A 2289-nucleotide genomic window follows, 5' to 3' on the forward strand; every position below is an offset into this window, starting at 1 on the left:
ACTAATGACAGTCCTTACAATCCACCCAAGTCAATCCATTAGATGCATAGTGGTATGTCCACAATTTCATATATAAATACTAATCTATTTATTTAATCTGTTTATATCTATTCCTATCCATGATAATTCATTTGTATCTACATACCTGTTCTGGGGATCAATATATCGAGGTAGCAACAAATCCTTTGCGGCATAATAATATAAAATAGTTATAATATTTTTTTGTATTTCTTTTAAAGCTTCCTTATTCTCGCAACCAGTAAATATGTAAATATCTTTATCACTACAATTATCTAAGACATAGTTAATACATGACTCATAAATCATTAACCCATCTTCAGAGATATCAATATGGAATTGATTCACGGTTCCTGAAGGATTTATATGTTCTAATAAAAACATTTTTTCTCCCTAAAACTTCACATAATCATCAAATATATTTTTGAACTCACCAAGTTCACTTTGCGTTAATCTCTGCCACCAGTTAGTATTTCGATTCATTCTATGCTGAACATTTTTCTTAGATATATCTTTTATCTAAGTAATAATTGATCTTTGCAAAAAATTAGACAGTACACACCTATATCATTTTGTTTTTTGGTAAAATTATTGTTCATATTGCTGCGGCAATATCCAGCCATTGGCTGAATGACGGCGTATCCGATTATAATAGATTTCAATATATTCAAATAGTGCTTTATTAGCCTGTTTCCTCGTTTTGTAGTAACAGTCATGAATAATGTGTGTTTTGAATGTATGAAAAAAAACTTTCAACAACCGCATTATCAAAGCAGTTTCCTCTTCGACTCATGCTTTGCCTTAGCCCATATTGTAACAATAATTGCTTGAAATCAGCACTGCAATATTGGCTTCCTTGATCACTATGAATGAGTACATTTTTAGGAAAATGACGCCAAAATAAGGCTTGTTTTAATGTATTACACACTAAATGGCGGTTTATGCGATTTCAGTTCTTTTGTTTTTTTCTATCGTCATAATCCGCTGATTGTTATTTGAATTCGATGCTAAATTTTTTGACCGTGATATTTGTCTTCTATGATTTTTGTTTATATCATAAAGGCGACTTTTGTCCATTTTTTTGCGAAAATTAAATAATGAAAAATAATTATTTATTTAAACACCTAATCAATAAAGAAATTATTTCGGACTTTGAGAAGAATGATATTTTTCTGAGTATGTTGAATATTATACATACAGGAAATTTACTATTATATACAACCTGCTTTGATAATTTAATCCCTTATTTTACAAAGGAAAAATATTATATTGCACATAAATTAATTTCTTACAAGGGGAAAAAAATAATAATAAAAGGGGAAATGTTTAAAGTTTCAAAAAGTGAACTGTTAAATTTTATTCAAAAATCAATAAATATTAGCGATATGCGAGAATTTTTGATTTCACCAATTTCGACCAATAATAAAAAAGAAATTCTATATTTAACAGAAGATTTATATTATTTATATGAATCTTAGTTTTATTTAACTATATATATCGAAAATAAACACGTCATATTTTATCTGAAACAGCTAAAAAATCACAGAGAAAATGGTAATTAACAGGTAGAAAACCGAGATCAACAAACAAAGGCTGTTAATCCTGGATTCAAACATGAAGTGCAATTTTAAACACGGTGGAGTGAAGAAAGTAGAAAGGTGATTTATACTAGCACCTTCGCACCACCACAGTTTGGAGATTGCTATGTATTATAATCACCTTTCTAGGAAGGAAAGATACCAGATTTTCGTATTATTACAAGCCGGAAAGAATAAAAAAGAGATAGCCCAGCTACTCAATAGACATCCTTCGACAATAAGTCGAGAGATAAAAAGAAACTCAAAACCTAATCAGGCCTATCAAGCACATGATGCGGTAACCCTAGCTAGGAAAAGGCGGAAAAACAGCGGTAATGGTAAGCCAATAGCGTCTTCGGTATGGCGCCAAGTTGAAAAATACCTCATGTTTTATTACAGCCCAGAGCAGATTGCTGCACGTTTAAAGAAAGTCAGCGTCCAATCAATCTATAACTATCTTTATCAAAATAAAGCGCGCTATGAACAATTCAAACCTTATCTAAGACGAAAAGGCAAAGCCTATAGGTATTGTAAGGCACCGAGTATTAAAGAAGGAGACCGCCGATATAAACGGTCAATTAAACAACGTCCAAGTTATGTAGAAAGCCGGAAAACGCGAGGACATTGGGAGGGCGATACGATTATTAGCCGTAAAGACAAGCAAGCATTGGTGACATTAGTTGAACGCAAAACA

3 protein-coding genes and 1 pseudogene are annotated in these 2289 nt (G+C 31.6%); 2 read left to right on the forward strand and 2 right to left on the reverse strand.

Annotated elements, in window-relative coordinates; genetic code table 11:
- Nucleotides 1-84: 84 nt before the first annotated feature.
- A complete protein-coding gene (locus tag A9G44_RS00885; protein WP_065608881.1) occupies nt 85-402 on the reverse strand; it encodes a hypothetical protein in 318 nt (105 codons plus the stop codon).
- 204 nt (nt 403-606) lie between these two features.
- A pseudogene (locus A9G44_RS13865) lies at nt 607-967 on the reverse strand (DDE-type integrase/transposase/recombinase); the annotation flags it as partial.
- A 148-nt stretch (nt 968-1115) separates the two neighbouring features.
- Here A9G44_RS13865 and A9G44_RS00890 point away from each other — a divergent pair.
- Together A9G44_RS00890 and A9G44_RS00895 are read left to right on the forward strand one after the other, a co-directional pair.
- On the forward strand, nt 1116-1496 hold the full coding sequence (locus A9G44_RS00890) for a hypothetical protein (RefSeq protein WP_065608882.1): 381 nt from the start codon (nt 1116-1118) through the stop codon (nt 1494-1496).
- A gap of 226 nt (nt 1497-1722) precedes the next feature.
- A partial coding sequence (locus A9G44_RS00895; RefSeq protein ID WP_081298209.1) for an IS30 family transposase occupies nt 1723-2289 on the forward strand: 567 nt, incomplete at its 3' end.

The sequence above is a fragment of the Gilliamella sp. Occ4-3 genome, from assembly GCF_001690675.1.
Taxonomy (GTDB): Bacteria; Pseudomonadota; Gammaproteobacteria; order Enterobacterales; family Orbaceae; genus Gilliamella; species Gilliamella bombi.

Coding starts and splice junctions, on each gene's coding strand:
- A9G44_RS00885 (WP_065608881.1), bottom strand. CDS start 402: ATGTTTTTATTAGAACATATAAATCCTTCAGGAACCGTGAATCAATTC.
- A9G44_RS00890 (WP_065608882.1), top strand. CDS start 1,116: ATGAAAAATAATTATTTATTTAAACACCTAATCAATAAAGAAATTATT.